Origin of the sequence: Mycobacterium sp. URHB0044 (genome assembly GCF_000620625.1) — a bacterium.
Taxonomy (GTDB): domain Bacteria; phylum Actinomycetota; class Actinomycetes; order Mycobacteriales; family Mycobacteriaceae; genus Mycobacterium.
The window spans coordinates 17,411-42,067 of the sequence record NZ_JIAW01000008.1 but is presented as its reverse complement, the minus strand read 5'-3'; the positions used below and the strand labels follow the sequence as shown (position 1 = coordinate 42,067).

The 24,657-nt window shown below is 65.2% G+C and carries 25 protein-coding genes and 1 pseudogene; 15 read left to right on the top strand and 11 right to left on the bottom strand.

The annotated features are described in order from the left end of the window. Positions 1-81 precede the first annotated feature (81 nt). Both N536_RS0117760 and N536_RS41580 read left to right on the top strand, forming a co-directional pair. Complete coding sequence (locus tag N536_RS0117760; protein WP_029114832.1) at positions 82-1,824, top strand: CocE/NonD family hydrolase; 1,743 nt, start codon at positions 82-84, stop codon at positions 1,822-1,824. Then, positions 1,821-2,393, top strand: coding sequence for an SDR family oxidoreductase (locus tag N536_RS41580; RefSeq protein ID WP_029114831.1), 573 nt, complete (start codon positions 1,821-1,823; stop codon positions 2,391-2,393). The genes N536_RS0117760 and N536_RS41580 overlap by 4 nt, the downstream gene beginning before the upstream one ends. A gap of 294 nt (positions 2,394-2,687) precedes the next feature. Here the strand turns inward: N536_RS41580 and N536_RS38770 are convergent, their stop codons facing one another. Further along, positions 2,688-3,206, bottom strand: a complete 519-nt coding sequence (locus N536_RS38770) for a TetR/AcrR family transcriptional regulator (RefSeq protein WP_197040171.1) — start codon at positions 3,204-3,206, stop codon at positions 2,688-2,690. 720 nt (positions 3,207-3,926) lie between these two features. Between N536_RS38770 and N536_RS38765 the strand changes: the two genes are divergently transcribed. Together N536_RS38765 and N536_RS0117740 are read left to right on the top strand one after the other, a co-directional pair. Further along, the gene (locus N536_RS38765) at positions 3,927-4,964 is read left to right on the top strand and encodes an acyclic terpene utilization AtuA family protein (RefSeq protein ID WP_081809260.1); all 1,038 of its coding nucleotides are present in this window, start codon (positions 3,927-3,929) and stop codon (positions 4,962-4,964) included. Continuing rightward, the gene (locus N536_RS0117740; protein WP_029114830.1) at positions 4,961-5,281 is read left to right on the top strand and encodes a hypothetical protein; all 321 of its coding nucleotides are present in this window, start codon (positions 4,961-4,963) and stop codon (positions 5,279-5,281) included. The genes N536_RS38765 and N536_RS0117740 overlap by 4 nt, the downstream gene beginning before the upstream one ends. Positions 5,282-5,285: 4 nt before the next feature. Here the strand turns inward: N536_RS0117740 and N536_RS0117735 are convergent, their stop codons facing one another. The 3 genes from N536_RS0117735 to N536_RS0117725 form a co-directional block, all read right to left on the bottom strand. Then, on the bottom strand, positions 5,286-6,140 hold the full coding sequence (locus tag N536_RS0117735) for an enoyl-CoA hydratase (protein WP_029114829.1): 855 nt from the start codon (positions 6,138-6,140) through the stop codon (positions 5,286-5,288). A 124-nt stretch (positions 6,141-6,264) separates the two neighbouring features. After that, entirely contained in the window at positions 6,265-6,906 is a 642-nt protein-coding gene (locus N536_RS0117730; RefSeq protein WP_369798436.1) for a twin-arginine translocation pathway signal, read from the bottom strand. Then, entirely contained in the window at positions 6,834-7,496 is a 663-nt protein-coding gene (locus N536_RS0117725; RefSeq protein ID WP_036436886.1) for a hypothetical protein, read from the bottom strand. Before N536_RS0117725 ends, N536_RS0117730 begins: the two co-directional genes overlap by 73 nt. Before the next feature lie 142 nt (positions 7,497-7,638). Between N536_RS0117725 and N536_RS0117720 the strand changes: the two genes are divergently transcribed. Beyond that, positions 7,639-8,043 (top strand): hypothetical protein, encoded by a 405-nt coding sequence (locus N536_RS0117720; protein ID WP_036436884.1) that lies wholly within the window; start codon positions 7,639-7,641, stop codon positions 8,041-8,043. 13 nt (positions 8,044-8,056) lie between these two features. On the opposite strand, the gene N536_RS0117715 is transcribed toward N536_RS0117720, so the two are convergent. Beyond that, a complete protein-coding gene (locus N536_RS0117715) occupies positions 8,057-8,434 on the bottom strand; it encodes a hypothetical protein (protein ID WP_029114825.1) in 378 nt (125 codons plus the stop codon). 481 nt (positions 8,435-8,915) lie between these two features. Here N536_RS0117715 and N536_RS43560 point away from each other — a divergent pair, with 481 nt between their 5' ends. Next, positions 8,916-9,209: a TniQ family protein gene (locus N536_RS43560; protein ID WP_081809259.1), complete on the top strand. Its 294-nt coding sequence runs from the start codon at positions 8,916-8,918 to the stop codon at positions 9,207-9,209. A gap of 1,039 nt (positions 9,210-10,248) precedes the next feature. On the opposite strand, the gene N536_RS0117710 is transcribed toward N536_RS43560, so the two are convergent. Then, positions 10,249-12,432, bottom strand: coding sequence for a hypothetical protein (locus N536_RS0117710; protein WP_155948632.1), 2,184 nt, complete (start codon positions 12,430-12,432; stop codon positions 10,249-10,251). A 321-nt stretch (positions 12,433-12,753) separates the two neighbouring features. Between N536_RS0117710 and N536_RS0117705 the strand changes: the two genes are divergently transcribed. Both N536_RS0117705 and N536_RS38760 read left to right on the top strand, forming a co-directional pair. Further along, positions 12,754-13,380 (top strand): TetR/AcrR family transcriptional regulator, encoded by a 627-nt coding sequence (locus tag N536_RS0117705; protein ID WP_029114823.1) that lies wholly within the window; start codon positions 12,754-12,756, stop codon positions 13,378-13,380. A 336-nt stretch (positions 13,381-13,716) separates the two neighbouring features. Then, positions 13,717-14,202 (top strand): annotated as a pseudogene (locus N536_RS38760) (aldo/keto reductase); the annotation flags it as partial. Here the strand turns inward: N536_RS38760 and N536_RS0117695 are convergent. From N536_RS0117695 to N536_RS0117685, 3 genes are all read right to left on the bottom strand, one after another. Continuing rightward, positions 14,160-14,453: a hypothetical protein gene (locus tag N536_RS0117695; RefSeq protein WP_029114822.1), complete on the bottom strand. Its 294-nt coding sequence runs from the start codon at positions 14,451-14,453 to the stop codon at positions 14,160-14,162. The pseudogene N536_RS38760 and the gene N536_RS0117695 overlap by 43 nt on opposite strands. Before the next feature lie 187 nt (positions 14,454-14,640). Further along, positions 14,641-14,982 (bottom strand): DUF6036 family nucleotidyltransferase, encoded by a 342-nt coding sequence (locus N536_RS38755; protein WP_231514562.1) that lies wholly within the window; start codon positions 14,980-14,982, stop codon positions 14,641-14,643. A gap of 62 nt (positions 14,983-15,044) precedes the next feature. Continuing rightward, on the bottom strand, positions 15,045-15,563 hold the full coding sequence (locus N536_RS0117685; RefSeq protein ID WP_029114821.1) for a helix-turn-helix transcriptional regulator: 519 nt from the start codon (positions 15,561-15,563) through the stop codon (positions 15,045-15,047). Positions 15,564-15,801: 238 nt separating this feature from the next. Between N536_RS0117685 and N536_RS0117680 the strand changes: the two genes are divergently transcribed. From N536_RS0117680 to N536_RS0117655, 6 genes are all read left to right on the top strand, one after another. After that, on the top strand, positions 15,802-16,173 hold the full coding sequence (locus tag N536_RS0117680; protein ID WP_036436866.1) for a YraN family protein: 372 nt from the start codon (positions 15,802-15,804) through the stop codon (positions 16,171-16,173). Continuing rightward, entirely contained in the window at positions 16,173-17,681 is a 1,509-nt protein-coding gene (locus tag N536_RS0117675) for a YifB family Mg chelatase-like AAA ATPase (protein ID WP_029114819.1), read from the top strand. The genes N536_RS0117680 and N536_RS0117675 overlap by 1 nt, the downstream gene beginning before the upstream one ends. Beyond that, entirely contained in the window at positions 17,681-18,826 is a 1,146-nt protein-coding gene (gene dprA / locus N536_RS0117670) for a DNA-processing protein DprA (protein WP_029114818.1), read from the top strand. Before N536_RS0117675 ends, dprA begins: the two co-directional genes overlap by 1 nt. 65 nt (positions 18,827-18,891) lie before the next feature. Then, positions 18,892-19,743: a siderophore-interacting protein gene (locus N536_RS0117665; protein ID WP_029114817.1), complete on the top strand. Its 852-nt coding sequence runs from the start codon at positions 18,892-18,894 to the stop codon at positions 19,741-19,743. Between the two features lie 82 nt (positions 19,744-19,825). After that, a complete protein-coding gene (locus N536_RS0117660) occupies positions 19,826-20,986 on the top strand; it encodes a lactate 2-monooxygenase (protein WP_029114816.1) in 1,161 nt (386 codons plus the stop codon). 83 nt (positions 20,987-21,069) lie between these two features. After that, positions 21,070-22,020, top strand: a complete 951-nt coding sequence (locus tag N536_RS0117655; RefSeq protein ID WP_051574586.1) for a tyrosine recombinase XerC — start codon at positions 21,070-21,072, stop codon at positions 22,018-22,020. Between the two features lie 18 nt (positions 22,021-22,038). Here the strand turns inward: N536_RS0117655 and N536_RS0117650 are convergent, their stop codons facing one another. Then, the gene (locus N536_RS0117650) at positions 22,039-23,004 is read right to left on the bottom strand and encodes a TIGR03621 family F420-dependent LLM class oxidoreductase (protein ID WP_029114814.1); all 966 of its coding nucleotides are present in this window, start codon (positions 23,002-23,004) and stop codon (positions 22,039-22,041) included. Between the two features lie 19 nt (positions 23,005-23,023). Continuing rightward, complete coding sequence (locus N536_RS0117645) at positions 23,024-23,509, bottom strand: M23 family metallopeptidase (protein WP_029114813.1); 486 nt, start codon at positions 23,507-23,509, stop codon at positions 23,024-23,026. Between the two features lie 296 nt (positions 23,510-23,805). Between N536_RS0117645 and rpsB the strand changes: the two genes are divergently transcribed. Next, a complete protein-coding gene (rpsB, locus tag N536_RS0117640; protein ID WP_029114812.1) occupies positions 23,806-24,657 on the top strand; it encodes a 30S ribosomal protein S2 in 852 nt (283 codons plus the stop codon).

The following is a 24,657-nucleotide window of genomic DNA, read 5'->3' as shown; positions in this document are numbered from 1 at the left end:
CTGCCCCCGCGCGCAGGGACGCAGCAAGAGGTAGATCTGCTGTGACACACCATCATCCAATAGGCCTCGCCAAGGAGCATCGTGCAGCACCTGTATGAGATAGATGTCCGAATCCCGGTCCGTGATGGCGTGGTGTTGGCCGCCAATGTATGGCGACCAGTCGAAGGCACGGCGCCAACGCTGTTGGTCCGCCTTCCCTACAGCAAGGACAGCGAGGCTCCGCTCGGGGATTACTTCCTCAACGTCGCAACACTGCTCGAAGCGGGCTACGCGGTCGTGATTCAAGACTGCCGCGGAACCTTCCGTTCGGAAGGCGAGTTCGTTCCGCACGCGGCCGACCGGCCCGATGGTGCAGATACCATCGCCTGGATTGCCGACCAGCCCTGGTCTGATGGCAGGGTCGGCATGTACGGGCCGTCCTATCTCGGCATGGTCCAGTGGGAAGCCGCGGTAACGAAACCTTCCGCCTTGAAGGCGATCGCGCCATGCTTCGCGTCCCTCGACAAGTACGGGCTCTGGTACTCCACCGGCGGAGCGCTCTCGCTGAGCCTGATGACGGTGTGGTGCGCCATGATGTACACCTTCGACGCACAGCGATCCCTGGGCCAAGGCGTCGGCACGGTGGATCGGCTGTTGGAGCTCGGTCAAGCCATGCTGTATCCCGAGTCCCTCAACGACGTGCTGCCGACCGCCGAGGTACCGGTCCTTGCGGCCTACAACAAATGGTGGGGCGACTGGATGGCCCACCACACCCACGACGAGTACTGGAACGCCGTCGACCTCCGACCAGACCTCCCAAATGTCCACGTTCCGGCGTTACACATCGGCGGCTGGTACGACCTCTACATCGGACAGACCGTCCGCGACTTCGCCGCCACTCGCCAGCACGCGGGAACCGCGGAGGCCCGCGCCGAGCAGCGTCTCATCATTGGCCCCTGGGACCACCTCACCACCACCGGTGTCTACCCGGACCGCTCCTTCGGGCCGATGGCCGCATCCGCAGTGCTGCGTCTGACCAATCTGCACGTGAAATTCTTCGACCGCTGGCTGCGCGGCGACACCACCGCCTTGGACGACATCGCGCCGGTGAAGATCTTCGTCATGGGCATCGACCAGTGGCGCGACGAGCAGGACTGGCCGCTGCCCGACACCCAGTGGACCGACTACCACCTCGGCAGTAGCGGCCACGCCAACACCTCGAATGGCGACGGCGTATTGACGATCGCGGCGGCGCCCAACGCCGAGCACGACACGTACCTCTACGACCCACGCCGCCCGGTTCCCACCGCAGGCGGGGCGTGCTTGCCGATGACACACGGATTCGGCGGCCCCGTCGACCAGCAGGCCGTCGCCACCCGAGACGATGTATTGTGTTACGCCACATCTGTTTTCGAGGCGCCTGTTGAGGTCACTGGCCCGATAAGCGTGACGTTGTTCGTCTCATCCTCGGCGGTGGACACCGACTTCACCGCCAAGCTTGTCGACGTCTTTCCTGACGGACGGGCGATCAATCTGTGCGACGGGATCCTGCGAGTCCGCTACCGCGACGGCCTCGACCGGGAAGTAATGATGGAGCCTGGCACCGTCTACGAGGTCATCATCGACATGACCGCAACGGCCAACGTATTCCTGCCCGGGCACCGCATCCGGCTCGACATCTCCAGCAGCAACTTCCCCCGCTACGACCGAAACACCAACACTGGCGGCGTCATAGCCCAAGAGTCCGAGAACCAGATGGTCCCCGCCATCAACCACATCCACCACGGTCCGCACTACCCGAGTCGTCTCATCCTGCCCATCATCGACCGAAAGAGCGAGGGATGAGCGCCGCGGAGCGGATCACCGAACTCGCCGCCACATTCGGTGCCCGGCACGCCAACGTCGCGTGGCTGCTGTGCGACCGGCATCCCGCAGACGGCCTCGCATTCACTGTCATCGACCCCGACGGCGCCGCGTCCACCGTCACCTTCGGGCAACTCGGCGCAGACTCCCACCGCTACGCGCGAGCGCTGCAAGGGCTCGGTGTCGGCCCCCGCGATCGGGTCGCGACCCTGATGGGCAAGAGCGCCGAATTGGTCACCGTGATCCTTGCGATCTGGCGGCTCGGCGCGGTCGGCATCATCGGCTTGACCCGCACCCTGGCCCTCGAAGGCGCCCGGCACGGCATCACCGCCAACGCCATCGCCCCCGGTCTGATCGAAACACCGATGCTCGCTTCGATGAACGGTCCCGCACGCGACAAACTCACCAACAAGATCCCGTTGCGACACACCGGCCGGCCCGAGGACATCGGCGAAGCCGTCGCCTTCTTGGCCAGCGAGGACGCCGGCTACATCACTGGTGTCGTTCTCGACGTGGACGGTGGAATCTCCATCGGATCCTCCATCCGGTAAACGATCACAGCGACGACACTGCTGGCACCGGATTCGCTTCAGTACCCAGTCAAGCGCCAGAGTGAAGAGCCATGTCTGGTCGGCCGGAATTCATGAAGGATGGTCGAGGCGGTTTGGGCCGGCGGGCGCCAAGTATCAGCTCAGCCTAAAGACTTGGCGATCGAAAGTCCCTTCCGTTCCCATCGGCCGATAGAGCCGACCAGCGCCGCCCGCGAGAAACGGAATGCCGTTCACTGCCGTTTGTCGGTCATAAAGTCATGTCGGCACGTGGCCCAACCACCCAGCCGACGCCGCTCACTTGTTGGTGAGCGCCGCGAGCACGAGTTCACCGAGCTCGGTGAAGGCGTCGCCCGACGACAGGCCGGTGCGCTCGAGTAGTTCGCCATGCTGAATGCCCTCGATGAGCAGACTCACGCACTCGCCGACGAATTCGGCGTGTAGAGCACGGAACTCGCCGGCCCCGATGCCGTGCTGAATGTACTCACGGACTCGACGCGCCGCTGCGGCGGAGTTGATCGCGTAGATTTCGCGGGTGGAGTCGTGCGCCATCATGTCCGCGTAACAGGTCGTCGACATCCCCCGCATCTCTGTGCCGACGGCCGTCAGGTAGGCGGCGATCTGCTCCGACGGCCGAGCAATGGACACAACCCGTGCTTCGACCCGCTCCGCCGCCAAACGAAAGAAACGCTTGAGCACTGTCGTAACGAGAAACTCTTTACTCGAGGAAATCGCGTACAACGTCGACTTCGAGCACTGCAAACGAGCCGCCAGGTCGTCAACCGTCAGGTGAGCGAACCCCTCGGCGACCAGCAATTCTTGCAGACGCGCGAGCAGTTCTTCTCGTCGCTCGTTCTCAACCCGGCGCTTTCGGACGGGTGGGGACCGCAGCGGCCCCGCCTGCCGTGGTGCGCCGGCATGGGAAGCCGCCACAAGCCATACCCTCCATCCACGGTGGAGCCTGGATACTATCGGAACCGTTTCCGTACCGCGGGTCAACACCGCTCGTAGTAGTTGCTCCGGCATAGGCGTCGCTGTTTCGGTGGCTCCGGCCGCGCTTATCGGATGGAGCCACCGACCGTCCCCAAAGGGCCGCCGAACGAACTATTGCAGTTCAACGACACGCCACTTCCTCGAAGAACTCACCAAATTTCGAAAATCTCACTGTGGTGTCCAGTTGCGTTGCTGCGAGCTGCTCAGATTGCGCATTCTCACTCGATGTCCACCCCGCGGATTCGGCAATTGTCGACGTGCAGCGAAGATTGGCAGGATACGTGGCGGCGGACGCCGAGAACACGTGGCGGAGCGAATCACATGGGCGATGACGACCTGGAACGTGTTGCGCCTTAACGCATCTCGACCACCTCAAGGCCACACGCCGGCGCGCGGGTCGGGAGCCTCCGCGGCGAAGCTCGGTCTGCCCGAGGCCAAGCACGGCCTTGTCCCGGGCATGGACGGCACGCACCGGCTGCGGGATTGCCGCATTACATGGCAGCATGGCTGGTTAGCACGCCGGTCACGTGACTCTGGGCAGATGTGAGGGGCGGGTCGTCTCATAACGTGCGATCAGACTCGCCTGCGACAGCGTTAAGTCGATGTCGTCGTGTCCGCGTAGTGCGGGGCGACGTCGCTGTGGGTCGCGACGCGGGTAAGCGCCAGTCCTTCACTCGTCACGGTCAGATCATCTCCGCGAACGCATATCTGGGTGCCGAGAGCCTCCTTCCCGGTCTTGCCGCAGGAGCCGACGTCGTCCTGACGGGCAGGGTGGCCGACCCATCACTGTTCGTCGCCGCACTGATCGACCGATTCGGGTGGGATCCCGCCGACGAAGCACGGATGGCTGCAGCCACGCTCGCGGGTCATCTGCTCGAATGCGGTACCCAGGTCAGCGGAGGCTACTTCGCCGATCCCGGTTACAAGGACGTACCAGGGCTCACCGAACTCGGATTGCCCTACGCCGACGTCTCGTCCGACGGGTCGATGGTCATCGGAAAGCTGTCTGGCACAGGAGGATTGATTGATCACCGCACGGTGCGTGAACAGCTGCTGTACGAGCTCGGCGACCCCGGTGCTTACGTCACACCGGATGTGACGCTCGACGTCTACTCCGTGTCGGTGCGCAACGTCGGAACCGACCGCGTGCACGTCAGTGGAGCAGTGGGACGCCGCCGTCCCGATCAACTGAAGGTCAGCGTCGGGTATCGCGCCGGGTTCCGCAGCGAAGCCGAGATCTCGTACGCCGGGCTCGGCTGCGTTGACCGCGTGCGACTGGCCGGTGACGTTGCTGCACAACGAATTCGGCGAATCAGCATCGACCCGAGGGTGGAAGTCATCGGCACGCTCGACGACCCGAACGGCATGGCCGACGGCGAATGCCGGCTGCGGGTGGCCGCCATGACGGCCGACGCGGACCACGCGCGCCACGTCAACCACGAAGTGGAAGCGCTCTATCTCAACGGACAGGCGGGCGGCGGCGGTGTCCGCACCACGGTCACCGACGTCATCGGAATCCTGTCGACGTTCATCGACCGGGCCGCCGTCACGTCGAGTACCGAGATCCTGGAGACGACGTGAACACGGTGTTCCTACGCGAACTCGCGCACGCGCGCGCCGGCGACAAGGGTGACACGGCCATCCTGTCGCTGTTTCCTCTCGACGACCACGACTACGACTGGCTGCGAACACATGTGACGGCCGAGCACGTCAAGAGCCACCTCGCCGACTACGTCACCGGGGACGTCGTGCGCTACGAGGTTCCGTCGATCTGCGGACTGCAATTCGTTTGTGCCAACGCGCTCGACGGCGGTGTCACCACGTCGCTGGCCCTCGACAGCCACGGCAAGTCGCTGAGCTCGCGGCTACTGGGGATGCGGATTCCGAGCCCGACCTGACGGGTCAGCCTGCCGGCTTCGACGCCATCGCTTCAACGTCCATTCCACCCAGCGGTCCGGCGCCCACCTCGGCGTTGTGGGCGTGAGCGAAGTGATGCAGCGCGAAGACGCCGTCCATCCCGTTGCGCATTCCCATCTGGTCTTCGCACTGGTTCACGGCGCGCTTAGTCAGCGCCAGTCCGAACGGCGGCATGGCGGCGATGCGGGCAGCTATCGCGCGGGTCTCCGACGGCAGCCGGTCGCGGGGCACGACGCGATTGACCATCCCTACTTCCTGCGCACGGGTTGCGGTGAATCGGTCCGCGGTGAAGAGAATCTCCTTGGCGAAGCGCGGCCCCAGAACCCAGGGGTGTGCGAAGTACTCGACACCGGGAATGCCCATGCGCACTACGGGATCCGAGAAGAACGCGTCCTCGGAGGCAACGATGAGGTCGCATACCCAAGCTAGCATCAACCCACCGGCGATGCAGGCACCCTGAACCATCGCGATGGTCGGCTTCGGGATCTCCCGCCACCGACGGCACATTCCCAGATACACCTCCATCTCCCTGGCGTAGCGCTGGTCACCGGCCGGGCGGTCGACGTGGTCCCACCACAACACCGCCTTGTTGTCATACGAGACGTGGTGATCGCGATCCGGGGTGCCGATATCGTGACCGGCACTGAAGTGCCGACCCTCCCCCGCCAGCACGATGACCCGGACGTCCTCATCCGCCACCGCGCGCTCGAAGGCGGCATCGAGCGCGTACGTCATCACCGAATTTTGCGCGTTGCGATACTGGGGACGGTTCATGGTCACCGTGGCGACACCGTCGGCCGCCGCGTACGTCACGACGTCGTCATTGCCGGAAACCGCCATCGTTCGCCTTCCCGCCAGGAGAGCCGTCGCCTCAAGGCTGACTCCATCGTCGGCTGACGACGTCGCTGGATAGACGCGCTCACCCGCTCATCGGGAATCGACTGCGTCACAGTCGGTATCGGGGTCAGACGGGATCGAAGGCGGAAATCAACCATGCCTCGTCGGACTTGACGAGGCTCACGACGACACTGCTTGCGGCCTGGACCGGCTCAGCCGAATCCTTGCTGGAGGTGGTCTGATTGAGGAAGATCAGCACCTTTGCCGACTCCGGATGCAGCTCGGAAATCGCTGCTCGCACCACCGTTGCCTGGGTCTTGACGGACTTCTGCGTGGCCGCCGGTCCGACGATCTCGTCGGCGAACTTGGCATAGTAGGTGAGGAAGTCGCCGGTGAGATGCGACTTCGCGGCAGCGAGATCGCGGGCGAAGCTGTCGGGAGCGTAGGTCAGCAACGCCACGGCGCCTTGCGACGCTGCGGTGATCGCCGCCGTCGCCGCGGTGTCGTTGGTCTGCTGCGCCGGCCGATATCCGGTGACGTACACCCTGCCGGCGACCCCGGCCGACGACAACAGCAAAAGCACCACGGCGATCAAACGCCACCGCAGCAGCACACGTCGCCACCTGCCTGCTGGGGGCGCGACGGCTTCCACGGCTTCGGCATCGACGTCAGTACTGTCCTGCTCCATCGCCGTGGTCACGGCACGAACTCCAGCTTCGACATCTTGATCAGATCGCCTTCCCGGGTCACGCTGACGTAGATTCGCCATGATCGGGGCTCGTCCTTCGCGCCGCCGGCGTTGGTGACGCTGGAGGTGGCAGCAACGAGAACCTCCGCGGAGTCGTCCGTCATCGATTGGACGGCCGCGGCTTCGACATCGCCCTTGGACACCACCTTCTGCTCGCGGGTCGCGTTGATGAACTCCTCTGCGGCCTTCTGGAACTCGTCCCTGAACTGACCGGTCGAACTGTCGACGATCCGTTGCACGTCTTGATCCGCTTTGTTGAAGTCCAATGACAACACCGCCAGCACGCTCTGCCGAGCGGCGGCCGTGAACTCCGCGGCGCGGTGGCGTTCACTGGCGGCCTGCCGATCCTGCCAAACCATGAGTCCGCTGACGGCGAGAAGTAGGCAGGAGGCGATGACGGCGACGGACACCAACACCGTCGTCCACGTCGGGCGGCGCAGCCAAGGCCGCCTCGACCTCGCGGGACCCGGCTCGTCGGCTATCCGATCGACGTCGGCCTCGGCCTCGCTGCGCAACCGGGCGGCCCGCGCTCGGGCTGCGTCGGCCGCGGCCTCCGTCTCCGCCTCCTCAAGCAGCGCAAGCGCTTCCGCATCCAGCTGATCGACTGTCATCGGCGCCACGCTAGGCGCAACACTGCGGATCCGTGCGGGACGCTCCCGCAGAGTGGACGTCGAACCTCCCACCTCGCGTTCCATCAGATGGGAAGCGTCAGGCCTGGACGTCCTCCGACGGCATAGCGTCGGCCCGATGTCCATGCGTGTCTTGTTGGCCTTCGCGGCGATGGCTGCATCCTCGGTGGCCGCAGCGTCGTCGGCACGTGCCGACGACACTGCGCCGCACCACGTCACGTATACCGTCACCTCGGAGCGGCCGACGCGTGCCGACATCTACTACCGAGACGTCGAGCCGCCGAATTGGCCCGACTACAGCCATAACCCGTACAGCTTCAGTCCGAAGGTGGAGGCGGATCTCGGTCCGGGTAGTCCATGGGTCCTCGAGGTCGACTTGGCGAATCCCGAGCGTTGGGCCATGGTATCGGCCTCCAGCGGACTAAGGCCGGAAACTCCTACCCTGCAGTGCCAGTTGACGATTGACGGAGTCGTCGTCAAATCGGGATCCGGTCCGAAGGGCGCCCTGTGCTCAGTGCGCAATTGGTGAACGCAGTCTCTCGTTAGGCGTCGCCACGAACCCAGCGGGTCGCACCGTCGACCGCCGCGCAACTGAGGAACAAGCCGTCGGGCGCTTGTGCGACTGAGTTCAGGTACCCCACGCAGTCGGAGCCCTCGTCCTTGATCCCCACCATCGGTGGAGACCGGAAGTACCTCGGCTCATACCTCCGCGGGGAATCACAGAACACCAGCCGCCCCCATGACGTCGTCCCGAACACGTAGTACCCAGTGTCCGGGCAACCCGCGCCGAGAACCACACCAGGGGTGATTCCGGGAACGCAGAACGCGTCGTCGCACCTGCTCGGTTCGGCCGCGGCCGACGCAGGCATCAGCATCCCCGCGACCATCATCGATGCCGCGGCGACGAGGGTCGATCGCATTGGTGCCCCCTCAATAGAAATTGCTTGGGTACAGTACCGGGTACATGAGTACCCCAACAAGTACTAAACGGTGGCACACGCGAACCCCGCGCCCAACGCGCGAGTGCTCGGTACGGTTTGCGAGCTCGCCTCCTCCGGTTCTCTGTCTTCGCGGGGGTTCAGTCGGCGAGATGGAGGGCGACACGAACGATGCTGTCGGTGTCAGCCGGTCTGGTCGAAGCGTGCACACGCTGAGCAGGCGTTTTGCAACGAAGATTAACAAGCTCTCGCGACCCGCCGACATTTTGTCAAAGTAGCCCGGCGATTCCAGTCGATCTTCGCTGCATCTCGACAGTGTTGTCGAGATGCAGTGATTATTGACAAGCGTGGATTGATTGTTAAACAACATCGTCAGTCGACCTGACAATTCGCATGTCGTACGGGCAGGTCAAGCCGCTGTTGGCGCAGCCGGCTCAAAGATTTGTCAAAGTAGCTGCCGGAAATGGGAGTCGAGCGCCAACGGTTGCCCCTGCAGATTGACCCAATCAAGGGCGAATCAATCGACTCGTGGATAGAGGCGAGCGCGCTCGCCTCGGGTCTGACCGTAGGGGCACTTGCTGCAACCGCGGGTTTGCCGACCACCGCAATGCCGTCGTGGAGGACGTGGCTGTCACCTCCCCAAGCACAGTCGCTCGCTGCGGCAACAGGGCTGCCGATGAGTTCCCTCGAGGCCATGACGCTCAGTCGTTACGACGGCCTCGCGCTACGTCTTGATCCCGGCATCGCACCGCCTTGATCGCGACTTTCCCTTCGGACCGTTGTCGTGGTCGCGGTTCTGTCCTGCGTGCATACGCGAAACAGCTGGCCGGTGGCAACCGATCTTCAGGACGCGATCGGTATGAGTACAACTTTGAAACTGGCGGTTGACGAGAGTCCCCAAGCAACTGTGATGCCGCGGTACGGGCCATCGAGCATGTGAACGCGTGGACCACCGGTGGTGTTAAGGACTGGGCTGATTTTTCGACGGACCACTTCAAGAAATCTCTGTCGCGGATACGGTGTGTCCAGTTCATGAACTCCCTGAACATATTCTGCATGGAGAATCGGCCGAGCTATGAGCCCGGCGCGCCGGTTAGAGACGAGCGCGAGCTGTTTGAAATTCGTTCCAAGATAAAGGTGTCCGTGTGGCCAGGGCATCTAAGCAATGTGCGTGGTCTCGTCGACCACCTAAGCGACTTCAAACGAATTTATGCCGATCACTGGATATCGCGCGGTCTCGGTGAAGTCGAGTCTATGTGTGCAACCCCGGAGGCCATGCACGGCGGCCTTGAGGAGCAATCCCGGCGTTTCGACTGCCAACTAAGCCGTTTGAGACGACTTCGCAACTCAGGCTATTCACGGCGGCCCGGTATCCGAAACTGCCTGCCAATCAGTGGCTGCATTCGCCAGCACTCTTGGACATCTATGTCTAAACGAAACTATTAGGGCGGTATTGACCGGGACCGAGATACCAACGCACATCAAGGAATACCGAGAAGATCACATCTGGCGATTTAAACGTGTGCGCGAGGCCGGCGATGCGGACGCACTCTTCGTTCCCTCCGAACTAGATCTCGATTCCGATGTGGTCCAAGACGAATCCACAACTCCTTTAATGTTCAGAAGGTCGATGGCTGGACACCTCTGACGGGGTTGAGTGCTGGCGCAGGATTGCCGTTCTCCGCCGGCTGTCTGAACCGATTCAACCGAAGAGGATGCATGACTCTGAGGTAATCATGTGGGCGCACATGATCGGTGACGGCTCTTGCGACAAGCGTCAACCAGTTCGTTATGCATCAAATGGGGCGCAGTTCGATTGTGGTTCTGCCGGTCAGATCCACCGCAACCTGAGCGGTCCCGGCCATGTCTGCTGTGACGCGCGGGCTGATCGCTCCGTGCGCAACGTACTCGCGCCCTGGTCTGAGTTGATCGAAGCGTAGGCCGGTACGGTGTCCGGTCTCGCCGGGAAAGAGCACGACGTCTAGGCCATGGCCGTCGGATACCGCCTTGGCTACCAGTACTTCTGGATGCGGTGCTTCGGCAAGTCGTGGGCCGTCTTGCCATTGCTTCGGGCGCGGTTTGGTCAGCATGTCGCTGAATGCGAATGGTCGGCCTAGTCCTGCGAAACCCAGCATTCCATTTGCGTGAACAGACGCGTCACTGAAGCTCCAGACCCCCGGGTTCGCCGCTTCTGCGCTGAATTCGAGCTGCTCGACGGCGGCATCCCACAGTTCTGCGTGCCACTCGTGTGCTCCGCAGGAATCGGCCAGCAGCATCGCGGCCGCAAGGGGTTCGGCGTTGGTCTTTGCCCCGGTGCCCCAGTCGGGGATTGCGCCGCCGGCCGAACCTGGAACGAGGTATTTCCCAGACACCAACCAGTCTCTCTTGAGTATCTCCCATGCCTGCCACGCCAGTTCAGGACACAGCGGCGCAAGATGTGCGACGACCAAGGCGGTGAGAGTGGGGTGGCGCGAAATCCTTCGCACCGATAAACCCAGCCCCGACAACATAAACGCAGCAAGATGGTTCACCGCAACTGTGAACTCGCGATCGAGTACCCGCTCAACGTTTTTAGCGATGTCCACCGCGAGAGTTGTTCCATTGACGGCGTCCATCATCGCGACGCCGCCGAGTGTTACCGCGTTGCAATACGGGAACACAAAACCTCGCGTTCGGCCCGGACTCACAATAGGCTCGCACGGCCACAGACAGAGGTCCTGATTGAAGTTGCGGACGGCGATGGCATTGATCGTCTGATGGTCGTAGGCGAACCGCTGACGCGGTGACCAATCGAAGACCAGAGCTTCCGGCGCATCGAAACGGGCATCGCCGGTCGCTTGCCGAAACATCGCGAGTTGCAGGTTCAGATAGCCGGTGAACATGATGTTCTGCGGCACGTCAATGGGATCGGCGCGCCGTTTGAGGAAGTCCCAATTGCCGAGCAAGTTCTGCCAGTACCAGTAACCCCACACCGCCTTCTGTTGCGTTCGCTCGAACAGCGCCAACTGCGCCGCCCTCAGTACACCGGCGAAAGACGGCGTATGTGAGTAGTTGTAGGTGGCCAGCGCCCAGCCCAACGCGTTCACTTGATATCGGTACACGCGATTTGGGCCCGCAGCTTCGTCGTCGAAACAGTCCCACTGGTCTGCGGGTTGAGCGGCTATGCCTAAGAGAAAGCGCAAGTGCCGCAATTGATCTGGACGCGCTTCGGTTACCTCCGGCATACTCGCCGGCCGACGAAGCGCAACGACCGACACACGAGTCGGTGGATTCTGCACCGCGCGTTGCTGGTTGAGGTACTCGAGACGTCCGGCGCTGATGCGCTGGGCGATGCGGCGCTGGCGTTGCGAGCGCACCGTCATTGCGGTTGTCGCGGCTAAAGCCAGCACGAAAGCGACCCATGGCACCGAGGTGAGCGGTCCGGGCATGTCACCGTGCGCTGCGGTGAGCGCCGCACCGGCCGCAGCGGAGGCGACGATAATCGCCACCAGCGTCACACTGTCGGCGCGTCCGAGCAGGCGGATTCCGATGGCCCAGCCGCACGCGATCAACACGCCGACGAAACCGGCCACATGGCCAGCAATCACAATCGCCGCAGGCGCGGCGATACCGCCGAAGATCAGCAACGAAACACCGACGACCACACTCGCTGCGGCATACCAACCGAATCGCCGCAGCAGCCACGAGCCCGCGGCGATCTCGGCCGCGATCACAACCGCATGTCCGAGCACCATGCTCGGGCCGAACGGATGATGCGTTGCCGGTATCGCGTAGAGGAGCCCTGCGCCTGGCACGATGAGGCCGGCACCGAAAGCGCGCCAGGGCCCACCGAACCCCAGCACTTGGGGCACCAGGACCGCCGCGGCCCAAAACACTACGAGCACCGCAATCGTTCGTCTCAGCCAGCCGGTGGCCAACCGGGCGCCACCAGTGTCCGCGGTGGCACCGAAGCAGTTACCTAGGGGCGTTTGCAAGGTCAACGGGCTCTTCCTTTGCAATCGGGGCAAGTACGAGATGGCGAGAAGTCACAGGCTCAACAAGTCGACGAGCCGGGCGGTCATCGGTTCTGCGTTGCCGCAGAAAGCGGTACAGCCTCACACCGTGCGGACCGAACAAGGTCAAGCCGCCGAGGACCAGACAACAGAGCATCTTTTTCTCTTGTCTGTCGACGATGGATGGCACGAGCTCTCGGTGTTAAGCCGCATCAGCGCAGTCTCTGTCTTACAGTCTGTCAAGACGCTATGTCAAGACAATCTGCAAGTAGAATGCGGGTTTCGACCTCTGAAAGGGGAGTGGCGCTCGTGCCCGCGACACGCAAGGTCCACATCAGCCGTCAGGATCGCCGCGCCGCATGGGAGCAACGTTTCCTCGCCGCCACCGAGAGCCTGCTTCGAGACGGACACAAGTTCAGCGATCTCAGCGTCGACCGACTGGCGAGCGCAGCGGGAACATCGCGCGCCACGTTCTATGTCTATTTCGAAGACAAGGGGCATATGCTGCGGCAGCTGGCCCAACACATTCTCGCCGAACTCAACCACGCTGCCAGCCCATGGTGGGACAGCCCCGAGAAACGGGATCGCCCTGCTGCCCTCGCGGCGATGGCCGATCTTGTGGCCACCTCGCGCAGACATCGACTATTGCTGTCGGCCGTTATCGAAACAGCCGGCTACGACGAAAGAGTCGCTGAGGACTACAACGCGATAATCGCCGGCCTACGGGCGAAGCAGCGACAGCTCATCGAACAAGGCCAAGTAGAGGGCACTATTCGTCCGATGGACGCCGACACGGTCGGCGGCGCGTTGATCTTGATGATCGAGCGCGGGTGTACTCAGCTGCTGAGCGACAACTCCGATGACGACAAGGTCCTCGCGCGCTCGCTCGCCGAAATCATCTGGAGCACTTTATATCTCGAACCCTTCGAGAGGTAAATGTTAAATGTTCACAACCGGCTGCGAACCGTATCGCTGACCACGAGCCCACATACAGATCAGGCCCGACCTGGCTCCCTGCTCCGGCATGGCTCCGTCCTACCGCGATCCGCGCCAATCAGGACGTCACGATAGCTGCGGTCCGTTAGAGATCTGCGGCATCTGTGTTACCACCGTGGTGGCTTGATCCGCCGATGAATACGGGCCAACACCATGCCGATTGACACCAATCGTGAGCTGGACTTTTGCAGCACAGGTTGACAAGGTCGTGCGACACGCCGATGTCTTGTCAAAGTAGCCAGGCGATTCCTGTCAATCTTCGCTGCATCTCGACACATGCCGCTCGGGCTCGATCAGGGCGTCGGCGCCCTGGTCTGGAGTCCGCTGGGGTGGGGCCGGCTGACGGGCCGGATCCGTCGGGGGGTGCCGCTGCCGGAGCGCAGCAGGCTGCACGTGACGGCGGATGCTGGTCCGCCGGTTGATGATTCGTTGCTCTTCGACGTCGTCGACGAACTCAGTGCGATCGCCGACGAGACCGGCAAGACGGTGCCGCAGGTCGCGCTGAACTGGCTGCTACGGCGTCCGACTGTGTCGTCGGTGATCGTCGGGGCACGCGATGCCGCGCAGCTGTCCGAGAACCTGGGCGCCGTGGGTTGGGCGCTGAGCGCCGATCAGGTCGCGCGCCTCGACGCAGTGAGCCACCGCGAAGCGCCCTATCCGTACTTTCCCTACTTCCGGCAGGAAGGCTTCGCGCTCCTCAATCCGCCGGTCTTTCCGTGTCAGGCCGAGACGAAGGTGTGCGCGTCGTACACCTCTGGTTGAGCGTCGACACCGACCTCCTTCAAGATCGGGGCGAGTACTTCACCGAACTGATCGCACGCCTCTCGTGACTCCCAGACGTCGACGACGCGGAACCCGTGCGTGCTCTCCCCGGCGACGTGCATCAGCAGGCCCTCCACGGGCCAGTCGGACGGCGACTTGAGGCCGGCGTCGCCTCCCGTCATCTTGCGCACGATTTCTTCATACGACTTCTGCGTCAGGCTCGGCCCCTGGTGAATCAATACGACGGACATGGTTTCCTCCCCGGATGAAGGTTTGATTCTAGTCCGCATATGCGTTGCTGAAGTAGCGATTGGTCCCTGAAGTTGCAGCTAATGACCACCTTGCGAGGTCTACACGAAATTACTGGGAGCGACGGCGAGATTGTGGCTATGTCATACCGGCGCTCTCTCGCGGTCTGGTGCACGCCGTTTGCGACCGCTATTGCACGCTGTTCGTGCGGTGCGCGAGCCAGGCGGCTCCACGTTGAGGGTCTCCCGATGGGCCGGCGGCGTTCTCGTTCTGGACTTTGACCAATCGGTCGCGCCATCCGTCGGGCAGTGCTGAGGTTTGCAGGTCGACGCCGTCGATACTGAAGCCGTGCTGCTGTTCAAACGGCGAGAATTCGCCTGCTGCTCCTTCGATTTCGTCGGCCAGACGCGCGATTTCACCGATGTCGTCGGCAATGGGTAGAACGTCGACTTCCACTGACCTCGTGGCGTGGAAGGGCAGCTGATCTTCGGTGTATGTGCCGAGGATCGCTTGGGAGCCAACGATGATCACTTCCGTCAGGCCGGCGATTTGGCCGGCGGCCCGGATGGCGTGCTCGAGTTGGTCGCGCCTCATCAATGCACCGTGTCCAGAACGCGGATGCGCTCCTCGTCCGGGAGCAGTCCACCCATCGGTGAGACTTCGCGCATCTCGATGCTGTCGCGGCCGAGGCCAGTGAGGACCCGACGAAGGCCCGGTACGTCCCCGTGCTCTACCAGCGAATTCCAGCGGTCGAGGTTTCTCAGGTGAGGCTGGCCGGACACGCCGGACCGTAATCGTCGCAGGTTGCCCTCGATTGTGGGTTGCCATTGCGCGAGGGTTGACCGTGTCAGGTACTTGGCCAGCTCGCGGTGCAGCTTCCACGACCGGCGTTCTGAACGTGTCAAGTCCGGTGTGACGGCGCGGCGGGTGATTTCAAGTCGATAGCCCATGCAGCACAGCAGCCGGTCGAGCTGCTCGTCGCTGAGTTCGACTTTCCCGGAGAGGAACTGGCTGATGCTGGGTTGGTGCACTCCACTGAGTCGCGACAGTTCCGACTGGGAGGTATCGGTTTCGTGCATCACAACCCGCAGTACGTCACTCCGATCGCTCATAACCGACCATAGCATCGAATGCTATAGCTAGTTTTAGAATGTGCTCAGCGCTGAAGTCACGATCATGGCTTTCAACCGCAGCCAATCACCAATTGGTGGCGTAGATGGAAGGCCCGGTCTGGTCAATGTCGCTCAGCGCTCGTGGATGAACTCACGACTGTGGATAACCGGCCTCGGCGATCGAAGTGTGCGGCATTTGCCTTCGGTAGTTGTCCGTCCCTCCGGTGACGGTATGGCCATGACGGAGAACATCACGAGCCGCGCTCAGATCGGCGCGTTGGGCGAGCAGCTGGCGGTCGATCACCTGACGTCGCTGGGTTGGCGTGTGCTGGCACGCAATTGGCGATGCCGCTACGGCGAGCTCGACGTGATCGCCGCCGAGCCCGGGGGAGCTGTGGTGTTCGTGGAGGTCAAGACGCGTACCAGCGACCAATTCGGGGGGATCGCGCAGGCGGTGACACCGCTCAAGGTGCGTCGGCTGCGGCGCCTTGCCGGGCTGTGGTTGGCCGGCCAGGACGGCCGCTGGTCGGAGGTGCGCCTCGACGTCGTCGGTGTGCGGATCGGTCGGCGCCGCACTCCAGAGATCACCCACCTTCGGGGAGTGGGCTGATGGCATTGGGCCGAGCGTTCTCCGTCGCGGTGCGCGGATTGAACGGCGAGATCGTGGAAATCGAAGCCGACATCACGTCGGGCTTGCCTGGCGTCCATCTGGTCGGCCTCCCCGACGCCGCGTTGCAGGAGTCGCGCGACCGGGTGCGCGCCGCGATCACCAACTGCGGCAACGACTGGCCGCAGGCGCGGCTGACGCTCGCCTTGTCGCCGGCGACGCTGCCGAAGATGGGCTCCGTCTACGACCTCGCCTTGGCGGTCTCCGTGTTGTCGGCGGCTCTCAAGAAGACGTGGCCTCGGCTCGAGAAGACCGTGCTGCTGGGCGAACTCGCTCTCGACGGCCGCGTGCGCCCGGTGAAGGGAGTGCTGCCCGCCGTGCTTGCCGCCAAGAAGGAGGGGTGGCCGGCCGTGGTCGTGCCGATCGACAACCTGGCCGAGGCCAGTCTCGTCGACGGCATCGAAGTGCTCGGGGTTCGGACGCTGGGTGGGCTGAAGGCCTGGTTGGCGGGCAAGGGTGCACTCGCCGAGAGGGTCATCGCGCCGCGGTCCGTGTCCGAGCAGACGGCCGATCTGGCCGACGTGGTCGGGCAGGCCCATGCCCGGTTCGCCGTCGAGGTCGCCGCCGCGGGTGCACACCACCTGATGCTGACCGGTCCACCTGGCGTGGGCAAGACCATGTTGGCGCAACGCCTTCCGGGTCTCCTGCCGCCCTTGACGCACGACGAGGCGCTGGAGGTCACCGCGATTCACTCCGTCGCGGGCTTGCTCTCGGATAGCTCACCGCTGATCACCCAACCGCCATTCGTGGCACCGCATCACACGTCGAGCGTCGCGGCGATGGTTGGTGGCGGCTCGGGGATGGCCCGGCCGGGCGCGGTCAGTCGCGCTCATCGCGGGGTGTTGTTCCTCGACGAATGCGCCGAGATCGGCGTCAGTGTCATGGAGGCGTTGCGAACACCGTTGGAAGACGGTGAGATACGGCTGGCGCGTCGGGACGGCGTGGCACGGTATCCGGCCAGGTTCCAACTCGTGCTGGCCGCCAACCCCTGTCCGTGCGCGCCCACCGATCCCAAGGACTGCATATGCGCGGCGATGGCCAAGCGTCGCTACCTCGGCAAGCTGTCGGGTCCGCTTCTCGATCGCGTCGATCTGCGCGTTGAGATGCACTCGATCCGGTCGGCGGCGTTCACCACCGAGGAGGCCGAACCCACCTCCGCGGTTCGCGAGCGGGTGGCCAACGCGCGGGAGGCGGCCGCGACGCGCTGGAAGGCGTACGGCATCCGTACCAACGCGGAGGTCAGCGGCGCGCTGCTGCGGCGGCGGTTTCGCCCGTCGACGGCGGTGATGGAACCGTTGCGCACCGCTCTGGACCGCGGCTCGCTGAGCGTCCGTGGTGTCGACAGGAGTTTGCGCGTCGCGTGGACGCTGTGTGACCTGGCCGGCCGTGAGGCACCCAACCGTGACGACGTGACCACGGCGCTCAGCTTTCGCCAGGCAGGAGGTATCTGATGATCGACGACGTCGCCCGCGCGTGGGCCTACCTCTCCAGGGTCGCCGAACCGCCATGCGCCGAACTCGCCGCGCTGGTGGCAGAGAAGGGGGCAGTCGAGGCCGCCGACCGCGTGAGACGCGGTGACGTCAAACCCGATCTTGCCCGGCTCACCGAGGCGAGGCGCGAGATCGACTGCGCAGCAAGAGACCTCGACGTCCTGGCCCGCTTGGGTGGGCGGCTGATCACCGCCGGCGATGCTGACTGGCCGTGGGCGTCGTTTCACGGGTTTCGCAACGTGCGCACTCGGCCGGAAGGTCATCCGCCGCTGGTGTTGTGGGCGCTGGGACCGGTGCAGCTGACCGACGTCGCGGAACGCGGATGTGCGATCGTCGGAACGCGTGCGGCCACCGCATACGGAGAGCACGTCGCCGCCGACCTCGCGGCCGGGCTGGCCGAGCGCGACGTGGCGGTGGTCTCCGGCGGCGCCTACGGCATCGACGGTGCGGCACACCGAGCCGCCCTGGCCTCCGACGGACTCACCGTGGCCGTGCTCGCCTGCGGCGTCGACGTGCCATACCCGGCAGGGCACGCGGCACTGCTGCGTCGCATCGCCGCCGACGGATTGGTCGTCAGCGAATACCCGCCCGGTGTCCGGCCGGCCCGCTATCGATTCCTTACGCGCAATCGACTGGTAGCGGCGCTGACCGGTGCGACCGTGGTCGTCGAGGCAGGCTTGCGCAGTGGCGCGGCCAACACCGCAGCGTGGGCGGAGTCGCTCGGCAGGCCCGTGTGCGCCGTTCCGGGGCCGGTGACGTCGTCCGCGTCGGCCGGGTGTCACGTGTTGTTGCGCGGGAATGCCCACCTCGTCACCCGCGCGGCAGAAGTCGTCGAGGTGGTGGGTCGGATGGGTGAACTCGCTCCGGAGCCGGCGCGGCCCAGTTCGCCCCTGGACGGACTGGAGGACATCGAGCGACGGGTGTACGACGCGCTGCCCGCCCGCGGGGCCCGGACCGCCGATCAGGTGGCGGTATCGTCCGGTCTGCCCGCAGTCCAGGTACTCGGGCCGTTGGCCACCCTCGAGTTGGTCGGGCTGATCACGCGCAAGGACGGGCGGTGGAAGCTCGCGCGGCCGAAGCCCGCCGGAAGCGCGCTCCCGCCGTAGCCGACTGCCAATCCCCGGCCGCTCGTATAGTCGGTGCCATCCGCTAACGGCTTTGGGAGGTACGCGTGGCAGGACGTCCGGTCCACACGTTTCAGGTGGTCAGCACCGAGGAGCTGACGCCGCACATGATCCGGTTGGTGCTTGGCGGCAGCGGCTTCGACACCTTCACGCCGAGTGAGTTCACCGACTCGTACGTCAAGCTCGTCATCGTCCGCGACGACGTGGACGTCAGCACGCTGCCCCAGCCGCTCACGCTGGACAGCTTCAACGAACTACCCGAGCCGCACCGGCCGGTCGTGCGGACCTATACCGTCCGGCACGTCGACGCCGACCGCCGCGAGATCACCATCGACTTCGTGGTGCACGGCGAGCATGGTGTCGCCGGACCGTGGGCGGCATCGGTTCAGCCCGGCCAGCCTGCCTACCTGATGGGCCCGAGTGGCGCGTACTCGCCGGATCCCGACGCCGATTGGCACCTGCTGGCCGGCGACGAAGCCGGCCTACCCGCGATTGGTGCAGCACTGGAGGCGTTGCCGCCCAACGCCGTCGGCTATGCCTTCATCGAAGTCAGCGGTCCCGACGACGAGATCTCGTTGAAGAAACCCGACGGCGTCGAGGTCCGCTGGATCTATCGCGGCGGGCGGGCCGACCTGGTCCCCGAGGAACAGGCGGGCGACCACGCGCCGCTCATCGCGGCGGTGAAGGAGACGCCGTGGTTGGCCGGCCAGGTGCAGGTGTTCATCCACGGCGAGGCGCAGGCCGTCATGCACAACCTGCGGTCGTACGTCCGCAAGGAGCGCGGCGTCGAGGCGAAGTGGGCGTCGATCTCCGGCTACTGGCGTCGCGGCCGCACCGAGGAGACGTTCCGGCAGTGGAAGGCGGAACTGGCCAAGGCGGAGGCGCAAGCCGCGGGGTGAGACGGGGCTGATCGCGGCGTAGGCGTCGACCACGCTCACCGAACCGCACCTTTGGGTGAGACCGGGCTGGCAGGCTTACCCCATGGCTTTCGGTGACTACCAACTCGAGATCTACCTGCAGGGCCTTTCCGGCACCGTGCCGTCGCTGCCGATGTCGTTCGCGGACCTAGAGGCGAAGGCGCAGGCGGCGATGTCGTCGTCGCTGTGGTCCTACGTTGCGGGAGGCGCCGGTGACGAGCGCACCCAGCGTGCGAACGTGAGCGCGTTCGAACGCTGGGGCCTGATGCCGAGGATGTTCGTCGGTGCGACGGAACGCGACCTGTCGGTCGATCTGTTCGGGATGACGCTTCCCTCACCGGTGTTCATGGCGCCGGTCGGCGTCATCGGTCTGTGTGCGCAGGACGGCCATGGGGACCTGGCCACCGCGCGGGCCGCCGCTCGCACCGGTGTGCCGATGATCGCGTCCACGATGACCGCCGACCCAATGGAGCAGGTCGCCGCCGAATTCGGTGACACGCCAGGGTTTTTCCAGATGTACACCCCGACCGATCGAGACGTGGCCGCCAGCCTGGTGCAGCGCGCCGAGGCGGCGGGATTCAAGGGCATCGTCGTCACCCTCGACACCTGGGTTCCCGGCTGGCGGCCGCGGGACCTGACCACATCCAACTTCCCGTTCCTGCGGGGCCACTGCCTGGCCAACTACACCAGCGACCCGGTCTTCCGCGCCAGCCTGCCGCAGTCGCCGGAGGAGAACCCACAGGCTGCGGTGCTCCGCTGGATTCAGATCTTCGGCAACTCACTGTCCTGGGACGACCTGCCGTGGCTGCGGTCGCTGACCAAGCTGCCGCTGCTGGTCAAGGGCATCTGCCACCCCGACGATGCCCGCCGCGCGATCGACGGTGGCGTCGACGGGATCTACTGCTCCAACCACGGTGGCCGCCAGGCCAACGGCGGACTGGCCGCGATCGAGTGCCTCCCCGATGTCGTCGAGGCGGCAGGCGGGGTGCCGGTGCTCTTCGATTCCGGCATCCGCAGCGGCGCGGACATCGTCAAGGCCCTCGCGCTCGGCGCGACGGCGGTCGGCGTCGGGAGGCCCTACGCGTACGGCATGGCGCTCGCCGGCGTCGAGGGCGTCGTCCACGTGCTGCGCTCGCTGCTCGCCGAAACCGACCTCACCATGGCCATCGACGGCTACCCGACGCTCAAGGACCTGACGGCGGACGCGTTGCGACCCGTCAGCTAGCTCAGTTTCGGGTGAGGGACTCGCTGCCCGACACACGGCCCCACCTCACCCGCCCCATCGCAGAACTCTGCGACGGTAGGGGAATGGCGGCCAGCGAAGGGGATCCAGGCGAACGGGGGAGGAACCCGGGCGTCGAGCTGATCCTCGAGGAGTTCGACGAGTACCTCGCGCTGCAACGCGGCCGCTCCGACCACACCCGCCGCGCCTATCTCGGAGACCTCCGGTCGTTGTTCGCGTTCCTGAGCGAGCGGGCGCCTGATGCCACGGCGGCGGATCTGACGCTGCCCCTGCTGCGGTCGTGGCTGGCCGCGCAGGCCGCCGCGGGCGCGGCGCGCACCACGCTGGCCCGGCGGACCTCGGCGGTCAAGACCTTCACCGCGTGGGCGCTGCGGTCGGGGCTGATCGCCGCCGATCCCGCCATCCGTCTCGGGGTTCCCAAGGCGCAGCGCACCCTGCCTTCGGTCCTGCGCGAGGACCAGGCCCTCGACGCCATGCACGCCGCCGATCTCGGTGCGCAGCAAGGTGATCCGCTGGCCCTGCGGGATCGGCTGATCGTTGAGATGCTCTACGCCACCGGTATTCGGGTGAGCGAGTTGTGCGGCCTGGACGTGGACGACGTCGAGACCTCCCGGCGGCTGCTCAGGGTGCTGGGCAAGGGCAACAAGCAGCGCACGGTGCCGTTCGGCGAGCCGGCACTCGCCGCGTTGACTGCGTGGCTGAACGACGGCAGGCCCGCCTTGGCCACCGAGACGTCGGGCCCGGCACTGTTGTTGGGTGCGCGCGGAAAGCGGATCGATCCACGGCAGGTCCGCACCGTCGTGCATCAGACGATGGCCGCGGTCGACGGTGCACCCGACATCGGTCCGCACGGCTTGCGGCACAGTGCTGCAACGCATCTGCTCGAGGGCGGCGCCGATCTGAGGGTGGTTCAGGAGCTGCTGGGCCACTCGACCCTGGCTACCACCCAGCTCTACACCCACGTCACCGTCGCGCGGCTACGAGCGGTGCACGACCAGGCGCACCCGCGGGCCTGATGCGGCCCCACGCAATGACTAGCGAAGCAGCGCAATGACCTTCGCGATATCGGGCATCGCGGACGGTCGCCCCGCCCATTCGTCGAACACGCTCCAGTAGGTCACCCCGAACCGCCGGCGGCGCTCCAGTAGTTCCTCTGCCATCTGTTCGTACGTGCCGATCAAGACGAACGCTGAATCGAGCACGAACTCGGCAGAGATTCCGCCGAACGTGGCCGCCAGCTCGGCCGCAGCCGCGTCACGGTCGTCGGTGTGTACGACGAACTGGATCAGGGCGTTGAGTTCGATGGCGTCGAATCGGTCTCCCGCGGCGTCGCGCACCACGGCGATCCGGTCCTCGAGGCCGGCCGTGTCGAAGTGCGTCAGCCGGACCTCGGTGGCGTCCCGGTTGTGGGTGATGCCGGCCAGGCCCGCGATGTCGGCCATCCTCCCGGCCAGCTGCAGCACACGGGTTCCGTTGCCGCCCAAGAGCAATGGCACCCGCTGCGGCGGCGGCGCCACCAGCGCGCCGGCACCGGCGCGGACCCGATAGTGCGCACCGTCGGCGTCGACCGCCTCCCCGTCGAGCAGTGCCCGGATGACTCCGACCGCCTCGGTCAGCCGATCCACTCGCGTCCCGCCGGGATCGAAGGGAACGCCCACGGCGTCGTACTCGGACTTCATGTGCCCGGCGCCGAGACCCAACTCGAACCGCCCGCCCGTCACTGCGGCGATGGTCGCGGTCTCGCGGGCCACCTCGACCGGATGTCGCAGGTCGTTGTTGAGGACCAGCGTTCCGGTGTGCAGGCGCGTCGTGGCCATGGCGGCGGCCGCCGCACCCGCGAATGGCGACAGTGTCGGAACGAGGTGATCGGGAATCGTCAGCACGTCGAAGCCCGCGGCCTCGACGGTGACCGCGAAGGCGCCGAAGTCGGCGGCGCGGGGGAGCGCCGTGGTGAGCCCGAATCGCAGCGGCCGTGACCGGTGGGCGGAACTGGCAGTCATGCCTACGAAGGTAGGCAACTCACCCCCGTAGCGGCTTGAGCCGGACCGGCGTCGTCACGACCAACCCAAGCGGGTCGACGTAGTCGGCGCGCGAGGCCGCACCCCACATCGCTCCCCAGTGCAGACACGCACCGCAACCGGGATGGCCTGCCACCAGCTCGCCGAGCACCGATCCTGCGGTGACGAGCTGCCCCGCCCGCACGGCGGGCGCAACGGGTTCGTAACTGGTGCGCAGACCGCCAGGATGCGCGATCGACACCACGGGCCGGTCCACGAGCGTGCCGGCGAACACCACGGTCCCCGCAGCGGCGGCGTACACGGTCTGACCGGGCGCGGCGGCCAGATCGACGCCGCGGTGGCCACGGTTCCAGTTCGGCGATGGCGCGTCGAAAGGCCGCATAACGGCTGGTCGGGGGCGCAGCGGCCACTCCAGCCGGACGTCCTCGGCGGCCGCCGGGACTGCGCACGCCAGGCCGACGGTCAGCACGAGGGCGACGATTCGCATCGGCCCAGTTCAGCGCTTTGCCGAGCGCGCGGGAAGGGGGCGAGGCGAGAATGTGGATGATTTGCCGACTGTGGATACGCGCGTGGTCAAAGCACGCATGTCAACGGTGTAAACTCAGTTCCGCAATTCGCGTCAGCGGATTGACTTCGCGCGCCTGTGCCGCAGCCCCGAACTTTCAGGGTTGCATCCGCATGCCGGGCGGTCCCGTCTCACGACGGGTCCGGCACGCAGCAGACGCCAGGGCCAGGCATCACCCGATGCCGGGCGACAACCGACACAAAGGAAACACGGGCCACATGGCTGTCGTAACCATGAAGCAGCTGCTTGACAGCGGCACCCACTTCGGGCATCAGACCCGTCGCTGGAACCCCAAGATGAAGCGGTTCATCTTCACCGACCGCAACGGCATCTACATCATCGACCTGCAGCAGACGCTGACCTACATCGACAAGGCGTACGAGTTCGTCAAGGAGACCGTCGCTCACGGCGGCAGCGTGATGTTCGTCGGCACCAAGCGTCAGGCGCAGGAATCGATCGCCGACGAGTCGACTCGCGTCGGCATGCCGTACGTCAACCAGCGCTGGCTGGGTGGCATGCTCACCAACTTCTCCACCGTGCACAAGCGCCTGCAGCGCCTCAAGGAGCTCGAGGCCATGGAGCAGACCGGTGGCTTCGAGGGTCGCACCAAGAAGGAAATCTTGATGCTGACCCGCGAGAAGAACAAGCTCGAGCGCAGCCTCGGCGGTATTCGCGACATGCAGAAGGTGCCGTCGGCGATCTGGGTCGTCGACACCAACAAGGAGCACCTCGCGGTCTCGGAAGCGCGCAAGCTGGGCATCCCGGTCATCGCGATCCTCGACACGAACTGCGATCCCGACCTCGTCGATTACCCGATCCCGGGTAATGACGACGCCATCCGCTCCGCCGCGCTGCTCACCAAGGTGATCGCTTCCGCGGTCGCCGAGGGCCTGCAGGCCCGCGCGGGTGCCGGCCGTGACGGCGACAAGCCGGACGCGGAGGCCGCCGAGCCGCTGCCCGAGTGGGAGCAGGAACTGCTGGCCGGTGCGACTGCGCCTGCCGCCGCTGCTGCGCCAGGGACGGCCGAGGCCGAAACCCAAACCGAACCCACGCCCCCGACGAACCCATAG